Here is a 25,799-nt window from a genome sequence, read left to right as displayed (position 1 = left end):
CGTGAGAGGAGTCATCGCACAGTGAAACGCACGACGAGCAGGGGGATCGTATCCGTCCTGGCAGGCGCCGCCATGGTCTCCGGCCTTGTGGCGGCACCGAGCGCCGCCGCGGCGACACCCACGGTGAAACCGGGCTCCGCGGCGTCGGCGGCCAAGCCGGTCAAGCCGACCGCGCCCGCCGGATCCGCGGCGTTGTCCGCGCCACCGGACGACCAGGCGAAGGCCCGGGCCGTGGCCCTGGCCACGCGGACGCTGGCCGGTGGGTCGGCCTTGATCGAACGGTCGTCCGACGACCGCTTCGGGACGCCCCGGGCCGTCTTCGGCGCCGGCGGGGTGCAGTTCCTGTCGTTCCCCCGCACCCACCGGGGTCTGCCGGTGTACGGGGGCGACGTCAACTTCATGATCAGCCGAGATGGCGGGACGCTGCACTACGCCACCTCCGCGCAGCGGGCCGAGATCGACGTCGATGTCACGCCCCGCGTCGACGCGGCCCGGGCGGCGGAGGCCGCCCGTACCGTGGCGGGCCCGGGGAGCACGGTCCGGTCGACGCGCCTGGTGGTGCACGCGACCGGGGCGACCCCTCGGACGGCCTGGGAGGTCGTCGCGCAGGGCAGGACCCGGGACGGCGTCAAGACCGAGCCGCACGTGTTCGTCGACGCGGGCAGCGGCGAGGTCGTGGAGAGCTGGGACGCGGTCAGGCACGGGGTCGGGCACGCGTACTTCAACGGGGACCCCGTGCGCATCGACACCACCGCGGGCGAGACCGGGTACTCGCTGCGTGACCCGTTACGTCCCGGGATCGAGTGCAGCGCCGTCGGCAAGACGTTCGACGGCACGGACGACGACTGGGGCAACGGCGCGGCCACCGACCTGGAGACCGCCTGCGTGGACACGTTGTTCGGCGTCCAGCGCGAGTGGGACATGCTGCGCGAGTGGACCGGCCGCAACGGCATCGACGGCCAGGGACGCGGATTCCCCGCCATCGTGGGCTTCAACATGCCCAACGCCACCTGGTCCGGCTCCGACGTGAACATGGGCCGGAACGTGTCCGGCACCAAGCAGACGACCTCCCTCGACGTGGTCGGCCACGAGTACGGGCACGGGGTCTTCCAGTTCTCCGGGTCCGGCGGGGCCGGCGGCAGCGGGTGGACGGCCGCGATGAACGAGTCCACCGGCGACATCCTGGGCGCCATGCTGGAGCACTACGTCGGGCACCCGGAGGCCCTCGACGAGCCCGACTACCTGGTCGGCGAGGAGATGGACCTGTTCGGCACCGGGGCGATCCGCAACATGTACAACCCGGCGCAGATCGACAACCACCCGAACTGCTTCACCACGACGGCGCCGGACGCCCACCCGGGCGCGGGCCCGCAGAACCACTGGTTCTACCTGCTCGCCGAGGGCTCTCTTCCCACCAACGGCAACCCGGCCAGCCCGACCTGCGACGGGAGCCGGGTGACCGGCATCGGGATCCAGAAGGCCGGGCGGATCTTCGTGAACGCCCTCCAGCTCAAGACCGCCTCCTGGAGTCCGGGCGCCGCCCGGCTGGCGACGGTCCACGCCGCGTACGCGCTGTTCCCCAACTCGTGCGTGGAGATGAACGCGGTCAAGGCGGCCTGGTCGGCAGTGGGCGTGCCCACCCAGCCGGGCGAGCTCATCGTGGAGTGCTGGCCGGACACGTTCGACCTGAGCCTTTCCCCCGCTCAGGGGACGGTCGTGGCCGGTCAGTCGTCGGCCAGGACCGTCGTCCAGACCCGCAGCCTGCAAGGGCCGCCCGCGCAGGTCGCGCTGTCGTCCGCGGGAGTTCCCGACGGGGTCACGGTGAGCATCGCCCCGGAGCAGGTCACCGCGGGCGCCGCCGCGCAGGTGACGATCACGACGCGGCCGGACGTGCGACCCGGCGTCTACCGGTTCCAGGTGATCGGAAGAGCGGGTCCTCTCACCAAGGGCGTTCCTTTCGACCTGACGGTGACCACGCTGCCGAAGATCCTGATCACGGTCGATCCGCACACGGTGGTCCTCGACAAGGAGTTGAAGGGCTCGGCGACGCTGCTGTCGGGTCCGTCCGGCGGTACTCCGATCCCCCTGCGGCTGTCGGCGTCCGGGACTCCGGCCGGGCTGACGGTCGGCTTCACGCCGGCCGAGATCACTTCGGGACAGAGCTCCGCCATCGCGATCGCGGCGACGCGGAGCACCCCGCCGGGGACGTACCAGGTGACGCTGACGGCGTCCGGGCCGGTGACGGCGACGGCGGCGCTGACGGTCCAGGTCCCGGAGCCGCGCCCGCAGGTCTGGCGGCCGTACACCCGCTACCAGGTCGGCGACCGCGTCACCTACGGCGGGCACGTGTACCGCTGCCTCCGGACCCATGTCTCCCAGCCCGGTTGGACGCCGCCGAGGACGCCGGCGTTGTGGGCCCGCGTGTGATGACCTGACCTGTTGGTGCTGAACGGGCGCGCCCGCCAGGCGCGTCCGTTCAGGACCGCGGGCGGCGGGTGGCCGCCTCGATCTGCTCGGCGACGCGCCACAGGGGCGTACGCCGGGAGGTGACCACGACGAGCACCTCGTCGGGGGGCTCGTCGTCCCCGGTCGCCCCGCCGTCCATCCAGGTGCGCAGACCCCGCGTCACCTCGGCCATCGCGGCGGTGAGCAGTGCGCGGGCGTCGCCGTCGCCGCCCGCGCGCAGCCAGCCGCGCAGCACGTGGTTGTGCGCGGCCACGACGGCGGCGGCGGCGATCTCGTGGCGGAGCCGGAACGCCTCCCGGTCCTCCTCCGGGCGGCGGGCGTCCAGGTACTCGGAGAAGGCCCGCTGGTAGCCGCTGGTGGCGGCGATCTCCCACTGCCGCAGCGCGGGGACCCGGCGGGTCAGCTCGTAGCGCCGTACCGCCGTCTCCGGGTCCTCGGCGTACATGTCCAGCACGATCTGCGCCGCCTCGGCGATCACCTGGAGCGGTGAGCGCAGGGGAGAGGCGCCCTCCAGGAACTCGACCACGTGCCCCAGGCACGCGGTGTGGTCGGGCAGGATGGCGTCTTCCTTGCTGCGGAAGTACCGGAAGAAGGTGCGCCTGGCGACTCCGGCGGCCTTGGCGATCTCGTCCACGGTCGTCTCGTCGAACCCGGTGGCGAGGGAGAGGCCGATCGCCGCCGACATCAGCTCCCGGCGTACGTCCCGCTTCGGCCGCATCCGGTTCCTCCCGTGGTGACCCATCCGCTCTTTTCGCTATGGCACTTAATGCCTTAATCTAAGGCACTCAGTGCATTACTGGATAGAGGGGACGTAGCACATGGGCCTGCCCGGTCGATCAGCGCGGCGAGACTGGAGAGACCAGTGCTCTGGATAGCGGTGGCGATCGCCGGTCTCGCCGCCACCGCCCTCGCGGCCGTCATGGCGGGCCGCCGCGTGCTGTTCCTCCACCGCCTCGCCACCAGCGGCCAGCCCGCCCCCGAGCGGATCGAGTACGCGAGGACGCACGTCGGCGCGGAGGTGAAGGCCCAGCTCGTCGAGGTCTTCGGGCAGCGCAAGCTGCTGAAGTGGACGCCGTCCGGCACGGCGCACTTCTTCGTGATGTGGGCGTTCTTCATCCTCGCCAGCGTCTACCTGGAGGCGTACGGCGCGCTCATCCAGGGCGCGGTCACCGGCACGCCCGGCTTCCACATCCCCCTGATCGGGACCTGGCCCGTGCTGGGCTTTCTGCAGGACTTCATCGCGGTCGCGGCGCTGTGCGGCCTGATCGCCTTCACCGCCATCCGCGTCAGGAACTCGCCGAAGAAGCTCGGCCGCGGCTCCCGGTTCTCCGGCTCGCACCTCGGCGGCGCCTGGCTCACGCTGTTCATGATCTTCAACGTGATCTGGACGATGTTCCTGTTCCGCGGCGCGGCCGTCAACACCGGCAACTTCCCGTACAGGTCCGGCGCCTTCGCCTCGGACCTCGTCGCCAAGGTCCTGCCCCGGAGCGAGGCGCTGGAGGCCGTGGGCCTGCTGCTGCACATCGGCGTCATGCTCGTCTTCCTGGTGCTCGTGGTGAACTCCAAGCACCTGCACATCTTCACCGCGCCGCTGAACGTGCTGTTCTCCCGACGTCCGGACGGTCTCGGCGCGGCCCAGCCGATGCGCAGCGACGGCAAGGTGCTCGACTTCGAGGAGGCCGACCCGGAGACCGACGTCTTCGGCCGCGGGAAGATCCAGGACACCACCTGGAAGGGGTTCCTGGACTTCTACACGTGCACCGAGTGCGGGCGGTGCCAGTCGCAGTGCCCGGCGTGGAACACCGACAAGCCGCTGTCGCCCAAGATGCTGATCCTGGACCAGCGTGACCACGCCCTCGCGGTCGCCCCGTACCTGCTGGCGGGCGACGCCGAGCGCGAGAACCTCCCGCAGGACGTGCTCGCGCTGCTGGACAAGCCGCTGGTAGGCGAGGACGGGGTCATCCACCCGGATGTGCTGTGGTCGTGCACCAACTGTGGCGCGTGTGTGGAGCAGTGCCCGGTGGACATCGAGCACATCGATCACATCCTCGACATGCGCCGCTACCAGGTCATGATCGAGTCGTCGTTCCCGTCGGAGGCGGGGGTGATGCTGAAGAACCTGGAGAACAAGGGCAACCCGTGGGGCCTGCCCGAGACCAAGCGCGCCGACTGGATCGAGGAGCTCGACTTCGAGGTCACGATCGTCGACGAGAAGATGCCCGAGGACGTCGAGTACCTGTTCTGGGTGGGGTGCGCCGGTGCGCTGGAGGACCGGGCCAAGAAGACCACCAAGGCGGTGGCCGAACTGCTGCACATCGCCGGGGTGAAGTTCGGCGTGCTCGGCCCGATGGAGGCCTGCACCGGCGACCCGGCTCGTCGCCTCGGCATGGAGTTCCTGTTCGCCATGCTGGCGCAGCAGAACATCGAGACGTTGAACGACGCGGGCGTCAAGAAGATCGTGGCGACCTGCCCGCACTGCTTCAACACCCTGGCCAACGAGTACCCCCAGCTCGGCGGCCACTACGAGGTCGTCCACCACACCCAGTTGCTGGCGCACCTGGTGGAGCAGGGCAGGCTGACCCCTGTCACGCCGATCGAGGAGAAGATCACCTACCACGATCCGTGTTTCCTGGGGCGGCACAACAAGGTGTACGCGCAGCCGCGCGACATCATGGCCACGGTGCCGGGGGTGCGCACGCAGGAGATGCACCGGTGCAAGGAGCGGGGGTTCTGTTGTGGTGCGGGTGGGGCGCGGATGTGGATGGAGGAGCGGATCGGCAAGCGGATCAACACCGAGCGGGTGGACGAGGCGCTGACCACCGATCCCGACACCGTGTCCACCGCGTGCCCGTTCTGCCTGGTGATGCTCGGGGACGCGATCAACGAGAAGAAGAACACCGGCCAGGCCAAGGAAACCCTGGAAGTCGTCGACGTCGCCCAGCTCCTGATCAAGTCCGTCAAGGGCGAGCCGGCGCCCACCCCCTGATCGCCCCGCCGCGCGCGGGGCTCCGGGTCACCCGCGCGCGTCGGCCCGGAGGGCGTCCGAGGCATAGCCCCGGGTATGGTCCTCGGACGCCTCGTCGGTGGACTCCTCCGTCAGGAAGCCGCCGGACTGGTGGTGCCACAGGCGGGCGTACGCCCCCTGGGCCCGGAGGAGCTCCCGGTGGTCGCCCTGCTCCACGATGCGGCCCTGGTCGAGCACGACCAGGCGGTCCATGCGGACGACGGTGCTCAGCCGGTGGGCGACCACGAGCGCGGTGCGGTCGCGCATCAGGGCCCACAGCGCCTCCTGGACGAGGATCTCGCTCTCGGAGTCCAGCGCGCTGGTGGCCTCGTCCAGCAGGAGGATCGGCGCGTCGCGCAGGATCGCGCGGGCCAGGGCGACGCGCTGCCGCTGGCCGCCGGAGAGCTTGACGCCGCGTTCCCCGACCAGCGTGTCGAAGCCCTCCGGCAGGGCCTCGGCGAACTCCGTGACGTGCGCCGCCCGCGCGGCCTGGAGGATCTCGGCCTCGGTGGCGCCCGGCCGGGCGAAGGCGATGTTGTCGCGCAGCGACCGGTGGAACATGGCGGGCTCCTGGGGGACGTACGCGATCAGGCTGCGCAGGTCGGCCTGGCGGAGCCGGGAGATGTCCTGGCCGCCGACGAGAATGCGGCCGCCCTGGATGTCCATGAGGCGGAGCAGTAACCGGGTGAGGGTGGTCTTGCCGCCCCCGGACCGGCCGACCAGGCCGATCTTGGTGCCGGCGGGGATGGACAGGTTCAGGCCGTCGAACAGGGGCGGATGACCGGCGTGCGCGAACGACACCCGCTCGAAGTGGACGCTGGTGTCGGCGGGCCGCAGCGGTTGCGGGTCGTCGGGGTCGACCACGTTCGGCGGCGTGAGGAGGAGCTCGGCGAACTGGGCCGACTCGGTGAGCACGCTCTCCAGGCGGCGGTAGATCTGGTTGAACTCGAACATGATGCCGATCGCGTTCGAGTAGTAGGTGAACGTCACCACGATCGCCTCCACACCCAGGCCGCCGCGCAGCGCGACGGCGAGGAGCAGGCCGATGGTGCTGGTGAGCACCGACAACGGCGCGACGACCGTGTCCACGCGCAGGTTGCCGTAGTCCCAGGAGCGGAGCGACAGCCTGCGCTGCTCGGCGAGCCGGGCGCGGTGCTCGACCTCCTCACGGTCCTCCGCGGCGAACGCGCGGACCGTGTCCATGTTGGCCAGCACGTCGGCGACGTGCCCGGACACCCTCACCTTGGCGGCCTCGCGCTCGTCCACGAGCCTCTGGCGGCGGCGGATGAGCGGGGCGACGAGGAAGCCGGTGACGACGATGAGCCCCACGAGCACGAAGACCAGCAGCGGGTGGTACCGCCACAGCACCACCGAGGCGAACCCCAGCGGCACCACCTTGGCGATGACCGCGAACGTGAGCGTGTCCGTGAACCCCTCGAACCCGCTGGAGAAGCTCAGCACCCGTTTGGTCAGCGAGCCGGCGAAGTTGTCGTGGAAGAACGCGGAGTCCTTGTCCAGCAGCTCGCGCATGCCCGTCGCGGCGAGCCCCTCGATGCCCCGGGCCTCCGTGCGGTTCACGAAGTGCAGGGCCAGCCGCCACACCACCTCACCGGTGAGCAGCATGGCGCCGAAGCCGAGCACGTACGGCATGAGGGCGGCGACGGTGCCCTCCCTGCCCGCGGACAGGTGGCCGACGATCCCGCCGACGGCCAGCGGCGCCAGGTAGAACAGGCAGATGTTCCCGACCGCGGGCAGGACCAGCGCGGGCGCCGCGGTACGCCACTGCCTGCGCAGTTCGCCGCCGTAGTACTGAAGCGTCAGCAGCACGGCCGACCTTCGCGTGGACGGTTTCCTCTTGGAGGAATCGAGTAATCCGAGCACAGCCCCCGCCCCTCCGAAAACACGCCGCCATGGCCATGTTGACGCAGGGCGCGAGAAGGAGCCAACGATTTTTCCCCGGCCCGGCGGAACGAGGCCCGTTGCGCATCATGTCCGGATGCCTATCTGAATGTGAGGCTGACGTGCTGTTCCAGGGCCTTTGGGAGTACGGGCCGGTGTGGATGCCGAACCGATATGGGATTGCTGAATCCCCGATGAACGCCCTCAATACTATGGATTCCGGTCATGTTCCGTATTCAGGAGTAACTCTGTGCGTATCCGCTCTGTGCTGACGGCCGCCGTCCTGGCCGCCGGCGTGCTCGTCGTCTCTCAGCCCGCCCACGCGGCGGCCCCGGCCGTCCAGATCACCAAGATCTACTATGACTCGCCCGGCTCGCCCGACAACGGCGCGAACAGCAGCCTGAACGGCGAGTACGTGCAGATCAGGAACTCCGCCAGGAAGGCCGTCAGCCTCGCGGGCTGGACCGTCCGCGACACGACCCGACAGACCGGTCACGTCTACACGTTCGGCGCGTTCACCCTCGGAGCCGGCAAGACCGTCACCCTGCGCACCGGCAAGGGCAAGAACACCGCCACCACCCTCTACTGGGGCCGGAGCGGAGGCACCTTCGCCTATATCTGGAACCAGGACAAGGACACCGCCTACCTGCGCAACGCCTCCGGCGCCCTGGTCGACACCTGCTCCTACAACTCGTCCCGGGCCGACTACAAGATCTGCTGACCCCCGCCGCGCGCCACGAGGTTCGGAGGCCTGGCGGGAGTTTCGCGACGCGGCCACGCGATGTCGTCGACAGCCAGGAACGGCTCACCGGCAACGTTCGCCGGGGTCGTCCCGGTGAAAGCCATGACGTCCCGATGCAGGTGGGACTGGTCGGCGTAACCGGCGTCCACCGCGACCGCGGCCGCGCACTCACCCGTGACCAGACGGTGGGCGGCATGGTCGAAGCGGACCAGCTTCGCGGCGCGCTTGGGCGGCAGTCCGACCTGAGCGTGGAAGCGGGACCACAGGCGCTTACGGCTCCACCCGACCTCGGCCGCCAGCCGGTCGACCCGGACCAGACCGCGGCCGCCGACGATCCGGCGCCAGGCCCAGGTCACCTCCGGGTCCACCGGCGACCCCGCCTCGTGCCGGCGGGCGAGCAGCGCGTCCGTCAGCGCGAAGCGATCCTCCCAGGAGGACAGATCGCCCAGCCGCTCACGGATCCGTGACGCCTCCCGGCCCCACAGGTCGTCGAGGGCCACGACGGCGCCGCCGAGGTCGGCGGGGGAGGCGCCCAGGATCGCGCGTGCGATGACCGGGGACAGGCGTACCTGCACGCACTCGACGTTCTCACCCCGCGCCCAGACCGCGCCGCCTGACCCCATCCCGGGCCCGGCGGCGACGCTTCCCCGCTGCCGCCGCCCGGCGGCATAGTCCACGACGGGCGAACCGGCGCCGAACTCCAGGAGCAGCGTCACGGCCGGATGCGGGACCATGCGGAGCGCGTCCAGGGCACGGACGCCGAACCCGGCCATGGTGACACCGGCCACCCGGCTGGGCCGCCGCGGCGAGGCGACGTCCCACGCGGCCTCACCGTGCACGAACATCGGCACGGCCCCATGCTACGCGCGCCGGCCGAGGGAACATTCGTCCAAGACACCGGTACGCCCCGGCGGCGACAGTGGGCGCATGACTGCTTCCGACGGCAGGCGGCACGCGGAACGCGGCGCCGAGACCACCGAGAGTTCGACCCTGCACCTCGACGACGGCGACATCCACGTGCGCCAGGACGGCCCCCGCGACGCCCCGGCACTCCTGCTCATCCACGGGTCCGCCTCCTCCGCCCGCTCGTGGGAGGCGCTGGTTCCGGCGCTGACCGGATCCCACCGCGTCATCCGGATCGACCTGCTCGGGCACGGCCGGTCCGCCAAACCGGCCGGCCCGAGCTACGCGCTCCCGGACCAGGCACGCCGGGCCGGCGCGGCACTGGACCGGCTCGGCGTCCGGCACGCGATCGTGGCCGGTCATTCCAGCGGCGGCGCGGTCGCCACCGCTCTGGCCGAGCAGCGGCCCGACCTCGTGACCGCGCTCGTGCTCATCAACACCGGCCCCGCCCTGGACGCCTTCATCGCACCGGACACCGCCGCGATCGCACCCTCGCAATGGCCGCCGGCCGACGAGCAGATCCGGCGGCTGGCCGAATCCGGTTTCAGCCGCGCGGGCTACCAGGTGCCACGAGAACTCCTGGACGAGGTGCGCATGATGACCTACCACACGTTCACCACGACGATGCGGGCCACCCGCGACTACCTGGAGCAGCAGGCGCTTCCGGACCGGCTGAAGCTCCTCGGCAAGCCACTGCTGGTGATCTTCGGCGAGGACGACCGCAGATGGCGCTCCTCGTCCGCCGCCGACTACCGCGCCGTCCCGGGCGCGAAAATCGAGCTGCTACCCGGCCTCGGCCACACGCCCATACTGGAGGACCCACCGCGAACCGCCACCTCCCTGCTGACCTTCACCACGAACCACGCCGCGCCGTCGCCCTGAAATCTCGCCGGGCCGGAGCTCCTCAAAGGCGGCGTGACTCGTGTTCTGCGGCCATGTGACCCCGGGTGGTCGATCTTTCCGCAAAAACGACAAGGACCAGGGTTGCCGCGGAAGCATTTCGTATGACACTGCGGGAGGCTTGGAGGGGAGGCGAGGTCGGCCTGGCCCTGGCTCCGGGCCTTGCCGCCCGTGCCTCGTCACGACTGGTCGGAAACGCTGGACGCCCTGCGCGCCGGGTCCGCCCCGGCGCTCGCCTCGGTCGCCGCGAACCCGCTGGGACTGTGGCTGATCCGCATGGTGTACGTCGTGCCCAACGCCGACCCCGGGCCGCTGCTCCACGACTTCCGCGACGGCGGAACGCTGCGCCGTCACCTGCTCGACCACCTCATCGACGCGCTGCTCGCCGCCCGGCCGCCGGTCCCCGGACAGGCGCACGGCGGTCGTCATCCCGGTGAGGTGGGCCCTGAACTCGTCTCTGAGCCGTTCCGCCCCCGCCGGGCGTGGAACGCCGGCCAGGTACGTCTGTGGCTGAGCCACCTGGCCACGTTGCTGACCCGTAACGGCACCCGGGACCTGGCCTGGTGGGACGTCGCACGTTACGCCACTACGACCGGGAGAAGGTGGCTTCTGTGCGTGGTAGGCGGACTCGTGGCCGGGGTCATGGCCGGAGTCGCGGCCGGGGTCCTGGTGGCCGTGACCTTGAACTTTCCTTCCGAGTACTCCTATGCCCTTATCTGGACGGGAATCGTGTTCGGGCTCGTCGTCTCGGCGGTGATCGTGTTCAAGGCCAGGGGGTGGTTCGCCGAGGTTCCGGGATCTGCAGATTTGCGGCTCATGTTGGCTCTCACGTTCAGCCGCGCCTACCTCACTCGTAGACACCTGCGGCAGTTCGCCATCTTCTTTCTGGTGATGCCCATACTTCTCGGCGTCGTTACGCTGGTCGCCATTTCCCTCGTCGTTTTCTTCGCCGAACCACGCCTGGTAGGCGTACTGGGGTTCCTCCTGCTCATGACATGCGCCATCGTCGATGGCGTCATCGTGTTCGCGGTGCACGTCAAGTGGGTGGAGCACCCGACCCCGCTCACTTCCGCGACTACTGCCTCCTCGACATGGAGGGCTGATCGGAATCTCACCGTCGCACGCATCGTCGCGGCAGGGCGCATGCTCGCGCTCTTGGCCGTCATCGCGGTGTTCGCCTTCGGGTTCATAGCGCGAGCCTCCTTCACGCATGTCTGGCCGGTCGCTCTGCAATGGGGAGTATTCACCGCGCTCATCGGCGGCGTCGCGTGCGGGATCATCTCCGGATGCCATCACGGGTGGCTGGTCTGCAAGGCCACCCTGGTGACCGAGCCCTCTTCCCGCCTGCCGAAGAAGCTGATCCCCTTCCTCGAGGACATGCACAGGGTCGGCCTGCTGCGGGCCGTGGGGCCGATCTACCAGTTCCGGCATGGCGAGGTGCAGGACTATCTCGCCGAGGCGACGGCCCGGGACGACCTCAAGTCCTGCACGAGCACCACGTCCGGGCGCGGCTACGGATTGTGAGACGCGCGGGCGCGGATCGGGGTGCCGGCGTCGTGCATGTGGCGGAGGGCCTGGGTGTAGGAGTCGAGGAGGCCCGTCTCGTGGTAGGGGATGCCGAGTTCGGCGCAGTAGGCGCGGACGAGGGGTTGGGCGTGGCGCAGGTTGGGGGTCGGCATGCTGGGGAACAGGTGGTGTTCGATCTGGTAGTTGAGCCCGCCTAGGGCGACGTCCACCACCAGGCCGCCGCGGACGTCGCGGGAGGTCAGCACCTGGCGTCGCAGGAAGTCCAGCCGGTCCTCGGCGGTCAGCATGGGCATGCCCTTGTGGTTCGGGGCGAACGTGCAGCCGAGGTACACCCCGAAGATCGCCTGGTGGACGGCGACGAACAGCAGGCCCTTGCCCAGAGGGAGAACGGCGAACACCGTCGCGAGGTAGGCCGCGACGTGGGCGACCAGCAGGACCGCCTCCACCGCGCGGTGCTTGAGGTGCGGACGCCGGAGCGCGCGGAAGCTCGACACGTGCAGGTTGAGGCCCTCCAGGGTCAGCAGGGGGAAGAACAGGTACGCCTGCCACCGGCCGATGATCCTCGCCACGCCCCGGCTCGCCGCGGCCTGCCGGCGCGACCAGATCAGGACCTCGGGGGAGACGTCGGGGTCGTGGTCCTCGTGGTTGGGGTTGGCGTGGTGGCGGGTGTGCTTGTCCATCCACCAGCCGTAGCTCATGCCGATGACCAGGTTGCCCGCCAGCCACCCGGCCACCTGGGAGTACCGCCTGGACCGGAAGACCTGCCGGTGCGCCAGGTCGTGGGCCAGCAGCGCCACCTGGGCGAAGACCACCGCCAGGTACGCCGCCACGAGCAGTTGGGCCCACGAGTCGCCGAGCGCGAGGAACGCGGCCCAGCCGCCCGCGAGCAGCGCCACGACGAGCGCGATCCGCAGGGCGTAGTAACCGGGGCGCCTGTCCAGCAGTCCGGCGTCGGCCACGCGCCGCGACAGCCGCGCGAAATCGCTGCCGCGCGCCGCGCGTCCGGGGGCGTCGATGGTGGAGGTGTCGGTCACGGATCTCCTGACGTGGTGACGGATCGGCCCCGTCGCGACGCGGTGCGGCCACCGCACCCGGCGAGAATCGGGCCGATTTACGCCGTTCAACCCTGTCGGGGTGCCCATGGTCGGCGACATCCCGGTGGCAGGCGGGTCGACGGTAGTGCTGCCCCTACCCTGGCGGGTACGGCCGGCACCCCAGTGGGCGGTCCACACCACGGGCGGCCTCTACGGATACCCCGCGTCAGTGGGTGCGGGGCCGGGTGCGTCAGCGGGGTGCGGGGGCGCTGGTGGGGAGGCGGGCTTCGACGGTGGTGCCTTCGGAGGTCGAGGTGAGTACGCAGGTGCCGCCGAGTTCGGTGGCGCGTTCGCGCATCGAGGCGAGGCCGACGCCGGCGCGGCGCCCGGCTGGAATGCCGCGGCCGTCGTCGGTGATGGTCACGCGCAGGTCCTGGTCGCGGGTCAGGCCGATGCGGATGGACGTGGCGTCCGCGTGCCGGCGCGCGTTGGTGAGGGCTTCCTGGACGATCCGGTAGGCGGCCACCTCGACCGCCGCGGGCAGGTCGTCCAACTCGCCCTCGGCGGTGACCGTGACCGCCGGGTCCGGCCCGGCCAGGCCGCTGATGGCGCCGGCGAGGCCGAGGTCGTCGAGGGCCGGGGGGCGCAGGCCGTACACGAGCTGCTTCAGGTCTCCGGTGACCGCGTCCATGCCGACGCCCAGGTCGGCGAGCAGCACCTCGGCGTCGCCGGGGGAGCGGCGCAGGCTGGCGCGGGCGATGTGCAGCGTCATGGCCAGCCCGGACAGCGTCTGCCCGAGCCCGTCGTGCAGGTCGCGGCGCAGCCTGCGGCGTTCCTCCTCGCGGGTCGCGAGGATGCGTTCGCGGGAGCGCTGCAGGTCGGCGGCCATCCGCACGGCGTGCGCGACGTCGGCCACGTACGGTAGCAGCGTCTGGACGACCCGGTCGTCGTGGGCGGCGGCGAACCTGCGCGCGCCGGGCCGGCCGATGGCCAGGCTGCCCACGGGCTCGCCGTGCCAGATGAGCGGGATGACCCGCGCGTCCGGCCCCACCTCGCCGCTCCGCACCCGCGGCGGCATCCCGTCGGGGACGTGCACGGCCACGCCGCCGACGGCGAGGCCGTCGCGCACGACCGAGACCACGGCCGCGAGCGCGTCGGCGGGGTCGGCCCTGCGCACCTCCTGCGTGAGCCGCTGCGCCAGCAGCACGGGGTCGCCGACGGGCCCGTACATGACGCGGTCGATGGCCCGTTGCAGCACGCGCCGCAGCGGCTGGAAGAACGTCCCGGCGAACAGCGCCGCCACCAGCCCGGCGACCTGGTGGTACTCGGACACGACCAGGCTCGACAGCGCGCCCGCGCCGACGTAGACGACGCTGACGACGGCGAGCAGCCCGGCGGCGAGCATGGTGCGGCTGACCACGGTGTCGATGCCGAACAGCCGGTACCGCAGCACCGAGAACATGATGGCCACGGGGACCAGCGCCGTCCATATGGTCGCGCCGAGCACGAAGTCCTCCCCGAGCAGCAGGAAGACGACGTACACCGCGAAGGCGGCCAGCGGCCAGGCGATCTGGCGGCGGGTGACGGGGTCGGCGTCGCGCAGGCGCAGCGCCAGGGAGACCAGCGCGGCCACCACGCAGACGTACACCGGCCAGACCAGCAGGTCGCGGACCACGGGGTAGGCGGTGTACCCGGGGATCGCCAGCGGGTTGGGGATGATCGTGGGGAAGGCGTACCCCGCGTACGACGGGTCGGGGCGCACCACCCCGTTCAGGGCCTGCGCGCCCGTGACGAGCATGCCCGCGATCGCCACGACGCGCCAGCGCGGCGACGGCGGCCTGCCCGTGGGCGCGTACACCGGCAGCACCATGGCCATGAGGCCGCCGCCGAGCGCCCAGGTGGCGACGCTGACCCAGCGCAGCACTCCCGCGGCGGTCAGCGCGCCGGACGCGGCCAGGTGCAGCATCAGCGACTGGGACAGCACGGCGACGGCGGCGAGCAGGCCCCCGGCGCTCATCAGCGGGCCGAGGACGAGCCCGGGACGGCGGCGGACGATCAGCGCGCCGACGACGGGGAACGCCAGGCCGGCGGGGTAGTCGGGGGTGACGGCGGGCCGCGGCGCCCACGCGGGCGGCAGCATGACCTGCAGCACGACGCCCACGACGACGGCGGCCGCGGCGGCGATCGCGACCGCGTCGGCCACGAGGGTGCGTCTGCTGTCCATGATGGAGGTGATTATGCCGTTTCCTGGCTTACCGTCCTCGCCTGCCGCCCGTTGGAGGTTTTCCGGCGCCGCGTCGTCGGAGGCTCTTCCGTCGTCGGCCGATGGGCGGGATCATCCGCTGCCGAGGGCGGGGGTGAGTGCCCTGTGCCAGTGGGCGGTGTCGGTGTACTGGTGCAGCCAGGAGAGTCTTCCGTCGGTGACCCGCCACAGGTGGACGAACTCGGCCTCGTAGCCGCGGCCGGTGGCCCGTGCCGTGCCCCGGTAGTGGCCGGTGACCACGACGGTCCCGTCCGTGGTCTGTGCCCAGGTCTCGGCGTAAGGCGCGGTGTCGAAGTCGGCGTAGACCGCGCCCCAGACGCGCAGGAGCGCCTCCTGTGGTCCGTGAAATGCGCCGCCGGCGCCGCAGGGCATGCCGGGCGCGGTGCGGGCCTCGAAGTCCGGGTGCAGCAGACGCGCGATCGCCACGCCGTCGGCGGCCTGGGCCGCGGCGTAGAAGCCTTGGACGACGTCGAGAGCCGTGTTCATGTGTTCCCCCAATTAGAGGTTTAGTTCTAGAATCGATCCACTAATATCAGGAGGTGCCCGCGGTGGGAAGACCGCCCAAGTTCGGCCGTGACCAGATCCTGGACGGCGCGCTGGCGATCGTCGCCGAGGACGGTCCCGGCGCCGCGACCATGGCCGCCATCGCCGCCCGCCTCGGCGCGCCGACCGGCTCCCTCTACCACCGGTTCGGCTCGCGCGACCTGCTGATCGCCGCCCTGTGGCTGCGCGGCGTCCACCGGTTCCAGGACGGGTTCGTCGCGGCGCTGGCGGCCGGAGACCCGTACGCGGCGGCGCTGCACACCCCTCGCTGGTGCCGCGACCATCCCGCAGAGGCGGCCGTCCTGCTCCTGCACCGCCGGGAGGACCTCACCGCCCGGTGGCCCGCCGAACTGGGCGCGGAGGTGGCCGGCGCCGACACCCGCGTCCGCGCCGCGCTCGACGCCTTCGCCGCCGAACGCCCCGGCCTCGACCGCGAACGGCTGGTCTTCGCGCTCGTCGACGTCCCCTACGGCGCCGTCCGCCGCCACCTGCTCGCCCGGCGCCCACCACCACCCCTGGTGGACGACCTCGTCCTCGCCACCTGCCAGGCCGTCCTGCCGCCGCCGTGACACGGCCTGCCACAGGACGTCTTCTGTGGTCGCGGAACGGCGTTGACAGGGGGGAGGAGGCGTCAATAGGTTCCTGAACGAAACAGCGTTCTAAATAGAGGAACAAGATGCGACCGGGATACGTCACGCTGCCGTCGGGACAGGTGCACCTTCGTCAGGCCGGAACGGGGACGCCCGTGCTGCTGATCCACGACGCTCCCGGCTCCTCGGCCGGCTGGGACCCCGCGCTGGTCGACGCGGTGGCCGGGCGGCGGTGGGTCATCGCGCCGGATCTCATCGGGTTCGGCGGCACGACGCTGGACGACGCGGACGCGGGCGATCTGGGCGCCCAGGCCGACGCGCTGGCCGCCGCCATGGCCGTGCTCGGGGTGCGGCGCGTTCCGGTGGCGGGCGAGGGCGCCGGCGCCGCCGTCGCCGCCCGGCTCGCCCAGCGTCACCCCGACCTGGTCAGCGTCGTCCTGACACTGCACGCCCCTTACAGCGGCGAGGATGCGCCTGAGGCTTCGCCCTCGGAGGATGGGGGGGCGCAGAGCGGGCGTGGGGAGGGGAGCGGTGGTACGGAGCCGTTCACGCCGGGGGGCAAGGGCGGGGAGCCGTTCGTGATGGATGCGAGCGGGGGGCATCTGGTGCGGCTGTTCGACGAAGTACGGGACAGTCTTGTCTTCAGTCCCTGGTGGCGGCCGGTGGCGGGGAATCGGCGGCGTCGTGGTCTGCCCTCTCCCGAGGTGCTGCACGCCCTGTTCCTGGACACGGCCGCGCACGGCGACGCGCACCGGCGGCTCGTGGCGAGCGCGGCCCGGGCCTGGCCGCGCCTGGTGGCGGCCTGTGACATGGCCGTGGCGGGGGACGACCCGGCCGCGGACATCCTGGCCCTGCCGGAGGGCGAGGCGACGGCCGGTGCCGGGCAGCCGTCAGCGGGTGAGATGGCGGCCGGCGCTGAGGAACCGTCACTGGGGGAGACGGCGGGGCGGCCGTCAGGGGGTGAGCGTGGCTATGTTCCGGTCGGCGCGGGGGTCGTTCACGTGCGCCGGTTCGGGGGGCGGTCGTCCGGGCGGCGGCCGGTATTGCTGCTGCATGCGAACCCCGGCTCGGGGGCCGGGCTTGAGCCGCTGGCCCGGGCGCTGGGCGAGACCCGCCCGGCCATCGTTTGGGACACCCCGGGCCACGGCCGCTCCACCCCGCTGCCGGTGGCGGACGGGATGCCGGCAGGGGCCGGCGGCGCCGGCGTGTCGGCGGTGGACGGGACGCTGTCCGGGGAGGGGGGCGCCGGGGCGCCGGTGGTGGATGGGGAGGTGACTCTCGCGGGGGCGTATGTGCCGGTATTGGTGGTGATGCTCGATGCGCTCGGGATCGACCGGTGTGACGTGTACGGGACGCATACCGGTGCCGGGCTGGCTGTGGAGTTGGCGGTCGCGGCGCCGGAGCGTGTGGGGGCGCTCGTCCTCGACGGGGTGCCGCTGTTCGACGACCGGCCTGAGCTGGTCGCGTCCGTCATGGCGAACTACTTCGTGGACCTGACCCCCGACACGCACGGCTCGCACCTGCGCCGCGCCTGGGGGGCCAGCGCCGACATGGCGCTGTGGTGGCCCTGGTTCGAGCACACCCCGGCCGGGATCCGGGACGTCGACGCGTACCGGCCCGAGTTCCTTCAGCGGGTCGTGCTCGACATGCTGCGGTCCGCGCCGCACTACCACCGCTACTACCGCGCCGCCTGGCAGTGGCCGTGCTCGGCGCGGCTGCCGCTGGTGAGGCGGCCCGTGCTGGTGGGCAGCACGCGCACCGACCCGCTCGCGCCGATGACCCCGGTCGCGCTGCGGCTGCTGGGCGACGCCGGGAACGTCGCCGAGACCACCTTCGCGCCGCTCGGCGCCCTCGGTTCTCCCGAGGCCAACGCGGCCCTGATCGCCCGCTATCTGGATGAGATCTCCTGACTCGGCCGCGGCGTGAGGCGCGCACGGACCGCCCCTGGTGACCAGGGACGGTCCGTGTCAGGAGGTCAGAACGGGTCAGTGCTGTCGGGAGGCGAGGCGGCGGCCGAGGAGGCGGCCGAAGGTGATGGCCGGGGTGACGAGCATGCCGGAGCAGAAGCTCTGGCCGCACGTGGCCGCCGCGCCGATGATCTCGCCGATGGCGTACAGGTTGGGGATGGACGAGCCGTCGGCCCGCCGGACGCGGAAGCCGGCGTCGATGTCGGCGCCCGCGAACGTGACCAGCGAGATGGCGTGGTTGCGTATCGCGTAGAAGGGTGGACGTGTCAGGGGGAGCGGCAGGTGGGCGCGCCCGAAGTCGGGGTCGGCGCCGGAGGCCACCGCCTCGTTGTAGCGGGCGGCGGTCGCGGCCAGGCCCGCGGGGTCGATCCCCGCCTCGGCCGCCAGCTCCTCCAGCGTCGCCGCCACGTGCACGCCCGTGCGGTGGCCGGCGCGGGCGCGGAGGTCCTCGGGGCTCCAGCCGACCACGAGCGGACGGCCGGACCGGGTGGACTCCAGCATCGCGTCGTCGAACACGGTCCAGAACGTCATGTCGTCGATGCGGGTGAGCGCGCGTTCCTTCTCGTCGATGGACGGCTCGTCCTCGGCGACCCAGCGGTTGCCGTGCTTGTCGACGTAGATCTCGACGGGCGGGCGCTCGGCGGTGATGAGGAGCTGACGGTCGGACCAGTTGGCCTTCCCCGGCGAGGTCGGGTGGGGCAGCCCGCCGAAGGTGGGCAGGTAGGACCCGGTGCCGGTGACGGCGGCGCCGAGCTCCCTGGCCATGATGATCCCGTCGCCGGTGGAGGTCGGGTGCGCCGCCGACACCAGCGGCGCGCCCTCCAGTTCGAGGAACAGCTCCGGGTCGGCCGCGAACCCGCCGGTGGCGAGCACGACGTGCCCGGCCCGCACGTCCACGTCCCCGCTGCCGCGCAGGACCGTGACCCCGGCGACGCCGTCGCCGTCCTCCCGGGGGATGAGCCCGATCACGGGAGAGTTCTTCCACAGTTCCAGGCGGCCCGTGGCGAGGGCCTCCTCCAGCAGGCCCTCGTACACCTCCAGGATCGACATCGCCTCGTCGACCCCGTAGTACGTGCGCGGCGTGCCGTACGGCTCGTGGCCGTAGATGATGCGCGGCGTCTCCGAGGCGAAGCGGAAGCCGCGGCCGTCCAGCCAGTCGACGGTCTCGGCGGCGTTCTCGGCGGTGATGCGGACCAGGTCCTCGCGGGCGGTGCCGGCGCTGATCCGGCGGATGTCGGCCAGGTGCGCCTCGACGGAGTCGGCGATGCCGCGCTCGGCCTGCCTGCGGGTGCCCGCCGCCGCCATGTGGCCGCCGGACACGTGCAGCGTGCCGCCGATCTGGTGGTCCTTCTCCACGAGGAGCACGCGGGCGCCGCCGAGCGCCGCCTCCGCCGCGCAGGGGATGCCGGCGGTGCCCGCGCCGACCACGACGAGGTCGTAGGTCAATTCCACTGGTGGGTCTCCTGTAGTGCTTGCCTTGGCCGCCTGCCCTGCCCGTCCCGGCTCACCCGGAGGACGGCACGTACCACCGCTCGGGGGCGGCGCCGGGGACGCGGCGCTCCTCGATGAGCGTCAGCCGGGACAGCTCGCCGTCCTCGAAGTGCTGCCACAGGCGGGTGCGGTAGTCGCCCTGCGGCATGGACATCTCGACGATGCGTTCCTGCGGGCGCGCGTTCCAGCCGAAGGTGAAGACGATGGCCTGGTCGCCCGCGCGGCCGGTGGTGCCCCACATCTCGTCGTCGATGAACCGGACGTCGTCGCCGTCCACGACGGCGCGGTAGTGCCGGGCGGCGGGTTCCTGGCCTTCGCGCAGGTAGACGACCTTCTCGGTCCAGTCGGTGCCTTCCATGAGGCCCTCCTGGCGGCTGGCGAAGCGTTCCACCAGGGCGCCGTGGGGGTCGAGCACGGTGTAGGTGCCCTCCCAGACGCCGCTCATGTCGCGCAGGATGTCGGCGATGGTCATCGTTCCTCCGTCTGGCTGGAAGAGCCGTCGTAGTACCAGGGCCTGGGGCCGGCCGCGCCGCGCACGAGCAGGGCGCGCCGCCGCAGGAAGCGCCGTACGGAGGGCGGGCCCATCCGCGAGGCGCCGAGTCCGGAGAGCTTGAAGGAGTTCTTCTCGACGGCGGGCACCATGCCGGTGAGGCAGGCGTCGTTGACGCTGACCGCGCCGACCTCAAGGCGGTGGGCGACCGCGAGCGCCTCCTCGGCGGTGCCGGCGAAGACGGCGGCGCTGAGCCCGAAGTCGGTGTCGTTGGCGAGCGCGACGGCCTCGTCCTCGCCGTCGTAGGCCATGACCGGGACGATGGGGCCGAAGGTCTCCTCGCGCATCACGCGCATGGTGTGGTCGACGCCGGTGAGCACGGTGGGCCGCAGGTAGGCGCCGCCGCCGAGTTCCTCGACCGTGCCGCCGGTCACCACGCGGGCGCCCTTGGCGACGGCGTCCTCCAGGTGCGCGCGGATGGCGCCGGCCTGCGCGGCCGTGATGATCGGGCCGATCTCGCCGTCGCCGATGCCGGGGTAGGCGAGCCGTACGCGCCCGGCCTTGGCGGCCAGCGTCTCGACGAACGCGTCGGCGACGCGCCGGTCCACGTAGACGCGCTCCAGGGACATGCAGGAGTGGCCGGAGTTGATGGTCGAACCCCAAAGGATCGCGGAGGCGGCGGTGCCGAGGTCGGCGGAGGCCGTGACGACGGCCGGGTCCTTCCCGCCGAGCTCCAGGAAAGCGGGGATGAACCGGGCGGCGGCCGCGGCGGCGATGGCGCGGCCGGTCCCCACGCTGCCGGTGAAGCAGACCGCGTCGGCGACGTCGATCATCGCCGCGCCGGTCGCGCCGTCGCCCTCGACCACCGCGAGCACGCCGGACAGGCCGGGGACGTCCTCGACGCAGGCGCGCAGCGCGGGGATGAACCGGGGCGTCATCTCGCTGGGCTTGAGCAGCACCGCCGATCCGGCGAGCAGCGCGGGGACGGCGTCGATGAGCGCGAGCTGGAACGGGAAGTTCCACGGGGAGATGACCGCGACCAGCGGGTAGGCCACCAGGTCGGCGGAGGCCGTGACCTCGGGGTCGGGGGTGGCGGCGGGCGGGGCGGGCGCGAAGGTGTCCTCGGCGAACTCGCAGGCCCGGTCGATGCCGGAGGCGACCGCGTCCACCTCTATCTCGGAGGCCCACCGCCGGCCGGTGTCGGCCTCCAGCAGGGCGACGATGTCCGCGCGCCGCCGTAGGACGGCCTCCTTGAACGCGCGCAGGACGGCGACGCGCGCCTCGACCGGGCTCGCCGCCCATTCCTGCTGGCCGTCGCGCAGCCGTCGCGCCGCGTCCGCGATCTCGCCGGCGTCCGCGGCGGTGATGATGTGGTCGGTCTCGCCCGTGCGGGGGTTGCGCACGGAGATCTTCTTCGTCATGGGGACCGCTTCTCAGATCAGGCCGTCGCCGGACAGCCGCTCGATGACCCGGCGCTGCGTCGCGGCGAAGTGCCCGCGCGCGGTCTCGCCCGGCCGCACGCTGTCGGGCGGGTAGAAAGAGGTGCCGGCGTAGCTCGGCGCGTACAGCTCGAAGCGCTGGCGGGGCAGGAGGTTCATCATCTCCGGCGTCCGGCGCGCGCGGCGCAGCGCGGCGAGGTCGATCTCGGCGTTGGCGGCCATCGACTCGCCCTGGCCGGCCTTGGCGAGGACGATGCCGCGGTGGTCCACGATCTGGCTGGCGCCGTCGCCGGACTCCGCGGGCAGGCCGGTGCCGTGCACGCCGGCGGTGTTGGCGGAGACGACGTAGGCGCCGTTCTCGACGGCGCGGGCGAGCTTGGCGACGTTCTTGGGGGACAGCAGCGCGCTGGCCACCTCGGAGGAGCTGTGCAGGAACACCTCGGCGCCGCGCATGGCGAGGCAGCGGGCCACCTCGGGGAAGAGGATCTCCTCCGAGGCGATGGCGGCCAGCGTGCCGATCTCGGTCCTGGCGACCGGGAACAGGGCGTCCTCCCCGTAGACCTCCAGGTACCGGGTGAGGATGTCGTGCGGGGTGACGGCGAACATGGAGTTGAGCCGCCGGTACCGCAGCACGGTCTCGCCGGCCGGGCCGAACACCACCGACGCCTGGAAGTAGACGCCGGGGAAGTGCTCGTCGAGCTCGTAGCCGTTCACGCACAGGAACACCCCGGCGTCGCGGGCGATCTCGGCGAGCCGCGCGTACTCGGGGCCCTCGGCGGCGAGGGCGCCCCGCTCGCACCACTCTTCGAGGGGCTCGCCGATGGGGTGGCCGGTCAGGAGGTACTCGGGGAGCACCACGAGGCGCAGGCCCGGCCCGACGAAGCGCTTCGTCGCCGTGACCTGGTCGTGGACGCGGTCGATGGCCGCGCGGATCATGTCGCGGCTCGCCGCGGCGTCCGCGGCCCGGTTGACGGCATGGCACGCGCTCTGCAGCGCGACCGCGCGGTAGGCGGTCACCGGCTCTCCCGCCACATCTCCACTCACAGGGGCTCCGTTCCACTAACCGAAACGCTGTTTCTGTTCGGACTATAGGGAAGACCGTCCTGGTTTCGGAAGCCCCGGCGCTTTATTGACATGGCCAGGCCCGCCGTTCTAGCGTGAAACGGCGTTCCGCAATGCGGAACATGGCACGACAGAACGGAGACGTGGTTTGTCGCTCGGAGCGGTCGTCGAGGCCGTCGTCGCATGCCGGGACGTCGAGGCGTCGGTCGCCTTCCACACCCGGGCGTTCGGCCTCGACGTGATCGAACGCAATGAGGAAGAGGCGCTTCTCGGGGTCGGCGCGGGCGCGACCGGCCGCCTGAGGCTCGTCCCCGCCCCCGCCGGCGCGGAGGCCGTCGAGGACCCGCGCGTCTGGGACATCGGCCCCCGCCTTCTCGGCATGTACTCCCGCGACCTCGCGCGGACCACCCGCATGATCGACGAGGCCGGCGGCCGGTCCCTGCCCGTCGCGACCTATCCCTACGGCTCGGGCACGATGAGCGAATGCGTCGCGCTCGGCTCCGACGGCGTCTGGTGGACGCTCCCGCAGGCCGGCGCCGCGCACCGCCCCAGCCCCGCGCTGGAGGGCGACCCGGACCGCCTGCACGGCGAGCTGCACACCGCCGTCATCGTGCCCGACGACCACGAGCAGGCCCTGCGGTTCTTCACCGACGGCGGCGGCCTGTCCGTCCTGTTCGACGGCGAGATGAACGGCGAGACGTTCGAGCGCATGGTCGGCATGCCGTCAGGGGCGAGCCTGCGGCTGACCTTCCTGCTCTCCGCCGACCAGGCCCCCGCCCGTTTCGAGATCATGTCGTTCACCGGGGTCGAGGCGGCGGACCTGTCGGACCGGCCGCTCGGCCTGCGCCGCGTGGTGTTCGCGACCGGCGACCCCGCCGCCATGGCCGAACGGCTGGTGGCCCACGGCGGTGTGCGCCTCGGCGAACGCCTGGTGCACGGGCCCGCCGGCCTGGAGGTGGAGCTGCGCGAACCCCCGGGAACAGCGCGGTGACCGCCGAGGACCTCGGGCGCTTCGACGTCGTCATCGTGGGGGCCGGCACGGGTGGCATGTGCGCGGCCATCGAGGCCGCCGCCGCGGGTGCGCGCGTCCTGCTGCTGGACAAGCTGCCCGGCATGGGTGGCATGCTGCACATCGCCAACGGCGAGTTCAGCGGCGCCGGCAGCCGCCGCCAGGCCGCCCGCGGCATCGAGGACACCCCGGAACGCCACTTCGACGACGTGATGCGCCTCTCTCACGGCAAGGCCGACCGCGACCTGGTCTGGCGGACGGTCCGGGCGCAGGGAGACACGGTCGACTGGCTGGAGGACCTGGGGTTCGACTTCGACCCCGCCACCCCCGGCCTGGTCCACGGCCACGAGGTCTACGCGACGCCCCGCACCTACTGGGGCGTGGAGCTCGGCAGGTCGGTGCTGCGGGTGCTGCGCCGCCGCCTCGACGAGGCCGTCCGATCCTGCGCGGTCCTGCCGCTGCTCGGCACGCGGATCCGCCGCCTCCTGGTGGAGGACGGCCGGGTGACCGGCGTCGCCGGGACCGGCCCCGGCGGCCGGGAGGTGGTCGCCCGGGGCGGCGCGGTCGTGCTCGCCACCGGCGGGTACGACGCCGACCCCGCGCTGCGCAACCGCTTCCTTCCCCCCGGCTGCGAGGACGCGCTCGTCGCCTGCCTCGGCCACGCCACCGGCGACGGCCTGGTCATGGCCACCGAGATCGGCGCGGACGTCAGCCGCGACGGCCATTTCATCCCGGTCATGGGGCTGATCCCCGACCCCGGCCGGCCGGGGTTCGCGGTCGACTACCGCGAGGCGTTCCTGGAGTTCGCCCCCGCCTACCGGACCCCGCACGAGATCTGGGTCAACCGCGACGGTGAACGGTTCGTCGCCGAGGACGTGACCGGCCCCGAGCGCCGCGAGCGGGCGCTGCTGCGCCAGCCGGGCCTCGCCATGCACGTCGTCTGGGACCGGGCGATCGCCGAGACCGCCGAGCCGCTGATCCGCAACGGCGCGGGCGACTGGACCCGCGAGCGGATGGCCGCCGAGTGCGCGCGCGGCCGGTGGATCGCCGCCGCCGGCACCCTGGAGGAGCTCGCCGGGCTGCTCGGCGTGGACGCCGCCGGTCTCACCGGGACCGTGCGCCGCTACAACGCCGCCGTCCGCGCCGGGCACGACCCCGACCACGGCCGCGCCAAGCTGCCCACGCCGATAGAGACCCCGCCGTTCTACGGGATCACCTCGGTCGCCGCGTCCCTGCTCAGCCGGGACGGCCTGCGGGTGGACGGCGACCTGGCCGTGCTGGACCGCGAGGGCGTCCCCATCCCCGGGCTGCACGCCGTGGGCGAGGTACTGGGCAACAACGTCTTCGCCGGGGACAACTACGTCGGCGGTATGAGCGTGACGCCCGCGATGACGCTCGGCCGCCTGCTCGGCGCGCGGCTCGCGGCCCGCGCCGCCGCGGGAGACCTGCCGTGACGTCCGGCCCGCCGTTGGTGGAAGGCGTCACGGCGGCCGTCGTCGGGGTCGCCGCGTTCGAGCCGCACCTGGAGCTGTTCTGCGGCGCGCTCGGGTACGAGGTGGCCGCCGCGGGCGTCGTGGCGGCGGCCGACGCGGCGCGGCTGTGGGGCGAGGGGCTCGGCGACGTGGAGACCCGGCTGCTCACCGCGGCGGGCGCGGACACGGGCCGCCTCCACTTACTCAAGGTGCCCGCGCCGGCGGCGGGCGCCGAGCACCCCCACACGCTCGACCTCGGCCTGGCCGGCGTCGACCTCTACACCCGCGACATCCACGCCTCCCACGCCCGCACGGCCGGGCTCGGCCACCGGTGGAGCGGCGGGCCCTCGACGTACGAGGTGCCGCTGGGGGAGCGGTCCGTGCGGGTCACCGAGGGGTTCTGCCTCGGGCCCGACGGCCTCGACATCGTCTTCGTCCAGCCGGGGAACGCCCGCGGCACCGCCGCCTGGGCCGTCGACCCCGGCCGCCCGCACACGGAGCTGACCTCCGTCGTCGCCCACGTCCCCGACCTGGACGCGGAGCTGCGGTTCTGGGACGGCCTGGGGCTGTCGGCCTGGTACGACGTGACGTTCTCCTCGCCGGGGCTGGAGGAGCTTGCCGGCCTGCCGCCGGGCACCGAGGTCCGGCTCGCCCTCGTCGCCGGCGCCGGGGGAGGGACGACGCGCATCGAGCTCGTCACCGTCCCCGGCCCCGCCCGCGGGGTGGACCGCCGGGCCGCGCAACGGCCGGGCCGTGCGCTCGGGCACACCGCGTGGTCGGTGCGCACCGGGGACCTGGACGCGGCGCTGTCCCGGGCCGGGCACGCGGGCGGCCGGGTGGTCCGCCCGCCGTTCGAGGCCGTGACGCCGCTGCACGGGGCCGCCCGGCTCGCGGCGGTGGCCACACCGAACGGGATCCACGTGGAGCTGTGGCAGTGCGCGGTGACCGCGCCTGTTGCGACTGGATTAAACATCAGACCAATTCATTGACATCGGGGT

General features: G+C 72.4%; 20 protein-coding genes. 10 read left to right on the top strand and 10 right to left on the bottom strand.

The features are described 5' to 3' along the window. Window positions 1-21: 21 nt before the first annotated feature. Entirely contained in the window at window positions 22-2,427 is a 2,406-nt protein-coding gene (locus BJ982_RS30260) for a M4 family metallopeptidase (protein WP_184885656.1), read from the top strand. Between the two features lie 49 nt (window positions 2,428-2,476). Here BJ982_RS30260 and BJ982_RS30255 read toward each other — a convergent pair whose 3' ends face one another. Beyond that, window positions 2,477-3,184, bottom strand: a complete 708-nt coding sequence (locus tag BJ982_RS30255; protein WP_203959202.1) for a TetR family transcriptional regulator — start codon at window positions 3,182-3,184, stop codon at window positions 2,477-2,479. Between the two features lie 144 nt (window positions 3,185-3,328). Between BJ982_RS30255 and BJ982_RS30250 the strand changes: the two genes are divergently transcribed. Then, window positions 3,329-5,452, top strand: a complete 2,124-nt coding sequence (locus BJ982_RS30250; protein WP_184885654.1) for a (Fe-S)-binding protein — start codon at window positions 3,329-3,331, stop codon at window positions 5,450-5,452. A gap of 27 nt (window positions 5,453-5,479) precedes the next feature. On the opposite strand, the gene BJ982_RS30245 is transcribed toward BJ982_RS30250, so the two are convergent. Continuing rightward, window positions 5,480-7,297 (bottom strand): ABC transporter ATP-binding protein, encoded by a 1,818-nt coding sequence (locus BJ982_RS30245; RefSeq protein ID WP_184885651.1) that lies wholly within the window; start codon window positions 7,295-7,297, stop codon window positions 5,480-5,482. Between the two features lie 322 nt (window positions 7,298-7,619). Between BJ982_RS30245 and BJ982_RS30240 the strand changes: the two genes are divergently transcribed. Then, window positions 7,620-8,090 carry a lamin tail domain-containing protein gene (locus BJ982_RS30240; RefSeq protein ID WP_203959200.1) on the top strand — a complete coding sequence of 157 codons (471 nt, stop codon included), beginning with the start codon at window positions 7,620-7,622 and terminating at the stop codon, window positions 8,088-8,090. Here the strand turns inward: BJ982_RS30240 and BJ982_RS30235 are convergent. After that, the gene (locus BJ982_RS30235; RefSeq protein WP_239123174.1) at window positions 8,075-8,956 is read right to left on the bottom strand and encodes an AraC family transcriptional regulator; all 882 of its coding nucleotides are present in this window, start codon (window positions 8,954-8,956) and stop codon (window positions 8,075-8,077) included. The genes BJ982_RS30240 and BJ982_RS30235 overlap by 16 nt on opposite strands. Before the next feature lie 82 nt (window positions 8,957-9,038). Here BJ982_RS30235 and BJ982_RS30230 point away from each other — a divergent pair, with 82 nt between their 5' ends. Both BJ982_RS30230 and BJ982_RS30225 read left to right on the top strand, forming a co-directional pair. Beyond that, a complete protein-coding gene (locus BJ982_RS30230) occupies window positions 9,039-9,896 on the top strand; it encodes an alpha/beta fold hydrolase (protein ID WP_184885647.1) in 858 nt (285 codons plus the stop codon). A 189-nt stretch (window positions 9,897-10,085) separates the two neighbouring features. Further along, complete coding sequence (locus BJ982_RS30225; protein WP_184885645.1) at window positions 10,086-11,438, top strand: hypothetical protein; 1,353 nt, start codon at window positions 10,086-10,088, stop codon at window positions 11,436-11,438. Here the strand turns inward: BJ982_RS30225 and BJ982_RS30220 are convergent. The 3 genes from BJ982_RS30220 to BJ982_RS30210 all read right to left on the bottom strand — a co-directional run bounded on the left by BJ982_RS30220 (window position 11,426) and on the right by BJ982_RS30210 (window position 15,224). Continuing rightward, window positions 11,426-12,475, bottom strand: coding sequence for a fatty acid desaturase family protein (locus tag BJ982_RS30220; RefSeq protein ID WP_239123127.1), 1,050 nt, complete (start codon window positions 12,473-12,475; stop codon window positions 11,426-11,428). The genes BJ982_RS30225 and BJ982_RS30220 overlap by 13 nt on opposite strands. A gap of 250 nt (window positions 12,476-12,725) precedes the next feature. After that, the gene (locus tag BJ982_RS30215; protein WP_184885641.1) at window positions 12,726-14,699 is read right to left on the bottom strand and encodes a sensor histidine kinase; all 1,974 of its coding nucleotides are present in this window, start codon (window positions 14,697-14,699) and stop codon (window positions 12,726-12,728) included. A gap of 111 nt (window positions 14,700-14,810) precedes the next feature. Continuing rightward, entirely contained in the window at window positions 14,811-15,224 is a 414-nt protein-coding gene (locus BJ982_RS30210; protein ID WP_184885639.1) for a nuclear transport factor 2 family protein, read from the bottom strand. A gap of 62 nt (window positions 15,225-15,286) precedes the next feature. On the opposite strand from BJ982_RS30210, the gene BJ982_RS30205 reads away from it, so the two are divergent. Both BJ982_RS30205 and BJ982_RS30200 read left to right on the top strand, forming a co-directional pair. Beyond that, window positions 15,287-15,850, top strand: a complete 564-nt coding sequence (locus tag BJ982_RS30205; protein ID WP_184885637.1) for a TetR/AcrR family transcriptional regulator — start codon at window positions 15,287-15,289, stop codon at window positions 15,848-15,850. Between the two features lie 107 nt (window positions 15,851-15,957). After that, window positions 15,958-17,781 carry an alpha/beta hydrolase gene (locus tag BJ982_RS30200; RefSeq protein ID WP_184885635.1) on the top strand — a complete coding sequence of 608 codons (1,824 nt, stop codon included), beginning with the start codon at window positions 15,958-15,960 and terminating at the stop codon, window positions 17,779-17,781. A gap of 75 nt (window positions 17,782-17,856) precedes the next feature. Here BJ982_RS30200 and BJ982_RS30195 read toward each other — a convergent pair whose 3' ends face one another. Genes BJ982_RS30195 through BJ982_RS30180 form a run of 4 tightly spaced genes read right to left on the bottom strand, consistent with a single transcriptional unit; the run spans window position 17,857 to window position 22,302 of the window. Continuing rightward, complete coding sequence (locus BJ982_RS30195) at window positions 17,857-19,290, bottom strand: FAD-dependent oxidoreductase (protein WP_184885634.1); 1,434 nt, start codon at window positions 19,288-19,290, stop codon at window positions 17,857-17,859. Between the two features lie 52 nt (window positions 19,291-19,342). Then, the gene (locus BJ982_RS30190) at window positions 19,343-19,801 is read right to left on the bottom strand and encodes a DUF3598 family protein (RefSeq protein ID WP_184885633.1); all 459 of its coding nucleotides are present in this window, start codon (window positions 19,799-19,801) and stop codon (window positions 19,343-19,345) included. Next, a complete protein-coding gene (locus BJ982_RS30185; RefSeq protein WP_184885632.1) occupies window positions 19,798-21,240 on the bottom strand; it encodes an aldehyde dehydrogenase family protein in 1,443 nt (480 codons plus the stop codon). Before BJ982_RS30185 ends, BJ982_RS30190 begins: the two co-directional genes overlap by 4 nt. A 12-nt stretch (window positions 21,241-21,252) precedes the next feature. Next, the gene (locus BJ982_RS30180) at window positions 21,253-22,302 is read right to left on the bottom strand and encodes a nitrilase-related carbon-nitrogen hydrolase (RefSeq protein ID WP_203959199.1); all 1,050 of its coding nucleotides are present in this window, start codon (window positions 22,300-22,302) and stop codon (window positions 21,253-21,255) included. A 166-nt stretch (window positions 22,303-22,468) separates the two neighbouring features. On the opposite strand from BJ982_RS30180, the gene BJ982_RS30175 reads away from it, so the two are divergent. Genes BJ982_RS30175 through BJ982_RS30165 form a run of 3 tightly spaced genes read left to right on the top strand, consistent with a single transcriptional unit; the run spans window position 22,469 to window position 25,790 of the window. Next, window positions 22,469-23,311: a VOC family protein gene (locus BJ982_RS30175; protein ID WP_184885631.1), complete on the top strand. Its 843-nt coding sequence runs from the start codon at window positions 22,469-22,471 to the stop codon at window positions 23,309-23,311. Next, on the top strand, window positions 23,308-24,783 hold the full coding sequence (locus tag BJ982_RS30170; RefSeq protein WP_184885630.1) for an FAD-dependent oxidoreductase: 1,476 nt from the start codon (window positions 23,308-23,310) through the stop codon (window positions 24,781-24,783). Before BJ982_RS30175 ends, BJ982_RS30170 begins: the two co-directional genes overlap by 4 nt. Then, window positions 24,780-25,790: a VOC family protein gene (locus tag BJ982_RS30165; protein ID WP_184885628.1), complete on the top strand. Its 1,011-nt coding sequence runs from the start codon at window positions 24,780-24,782 to the stop codon at window positions 25,788-25,790. Before BJ982_RS30170 ends, BJ982_RS30165 begins: the two co-directional genes overlap by 4 nt. Window positions 25,791-25,799: the final 9 nt, after the last annotated feature.

Origin of the sequence: Sphaerisporangium siamense (genome assembly GCF_014205275.1) — a bacterium.
GTDB classification, from domain to species: domain Bacteria; phylum Actinomycetota; class Actinomycetes; order Streptosporangiales; family Streptosporangiaceae; genus Sphaerisporangium; species Sphaerisporangium siamense.
This window is presented reverse-complemented; position numbering and strand designations above follow the sequence as displayed.

Coding starts and splice junctions, on each gene's coding strand:
- BJ982_RS30255 (WP_203959202.1), bottom strand. CDS start 3,184: ATGCGGCCGAAGCGGGACGTACGCCGGGAGCTGATGTCGGCGGCGATC.
- BJ982_RS30235 (WP_239123174.1), bottom strand. CDS start 8,956: ATGTTCGTGCACGGTGAGGCCGCGTGGGACGTCGCCTCGCCGCGGCGG.
- BJ982_RS30230 (WP_184885647.1), top strand. CDS start 9,039: ATGACTGCTTCCGACGGCAGGCGGCACGCGGAACGCGGCGCCGAGACC.
- BJ982_RS30215 (WP_184885641.1), bottom strand. CDS start 14,699: ATGGACAGCAGACGCACCCTCGTGGCCGACGCGGTCGCGATCGCCGCC.
- BJ982_RS30210 (WP_184885639.1), bottom strand. CDS start 15,224: ATGAACACGGCTCTCGACGTCGTCCAAGGCTTCTACGCCGCGGCCCAG.
- BJ982_RS30200 (WP_184885635.1), top strand. CDS start 15,958: ATGCGACCGGGATACGTCACGCTGCCGTCGGGACAGGTGCACCTTCGT.
- BJ982_RS30190 (WP_184885633.1), bottom strand. CDS start 19,801: ATGACCATCGCCGACATCCTGCGCGACATGAGCGGCGTCTGGGAGGGC.
- BJ982_RS30185 (WP_184885632.1), bottom strand. CDS start 21,240: ATGACGAAGAAGATCTCCGTGCGCAACCCCCGCACGGGCGAGACCGAC.